This window comes from Streptomyces narbonensis, from assembly GCF_014649015.1.
GTDB classification, from domain to species: Bacteria; Actinomycetota; Actinomycetes; order Streptomycetales; family Streptomycetaceae; genus Streptomyces; species Streptomyces narbonensis.
This window is the reverse complement of the sequence record NZ_BMSF01000142.1, coordinates 1-645: the sequence shown is the minus strand read 5'-3', so window position 1 is coordinate 645 and position 645 is coordinate 1. Positions and strand designations below refer to the sequence as shown.

General features: G+C 40.2%; 1 protein-coding gene. It reads left to right on the top strand.

Annotation, left to right across the window (positions count from 1 at the left end; all coding sequences use genetic code 11):
- The coding region (locus IE124_RS36375) for a hypothetical protein (protein WP_229833188.1) at positions 1-183 on the top strand (183 nt) is incomplete at its 5' end.
- Between the last annotated feature and the right edge of the window lie 462 nt (positions 184-645).

The window sequence follows — 645 nt, the reverse complement described above, 5'->3', positions numbered from 1 at the left end:
TGGTTGTTACCACATTGGCTTGATTTGGCAAACGTTGAAGTTCTCGCTGCAGATAACACGAGGGTACCGCTGTACATGCTGATGGTAGCGGTTCACAAAGAGCTGGATAGCGATGATGTTCCAGACGGTAGATTTGATATAATATTACTATGTAGAGATTCGAGCAGAGAAGTTGGAGAGTGAAGGAAATTGTTGTTACGAAAGTCACTGATTATGTATTGTGTAGTATAGTATATTGTAAGAAAATTTTTTTTTTTTTTCTAGGGAATATGTGTTTTGATGTAGTATTTTACTGTTTTGATTTAGTGATTGTTGCACGGCAGTAGCGAGAGACAAGTGGGAAAGAGTAGGATAAAAAGACAATCTATAAAAAGTAAACATAAAATAAAGGTAGTAAGTAGCTTTTGGTTGAACATCCGGGTAAGAGACAACAGGGCTTGGAGGAGACGTACATGAGGGCTATTTAGGGCTATTTAGGGCTATGTAGAAGTGCTGTAGGGCTAAAGAACAGGGTTTCATTTTCATTTTTTTTTTTTAATTTCGGTCAGAAAGCCGGGTAAGGTATGACAGCGAGAGTAGAGGTAGATGTAAGAGAGTGTGTGGGTGTGGGTGTGGTGTGGGTGTGGTGTGTGGGTGTGGGTGTGG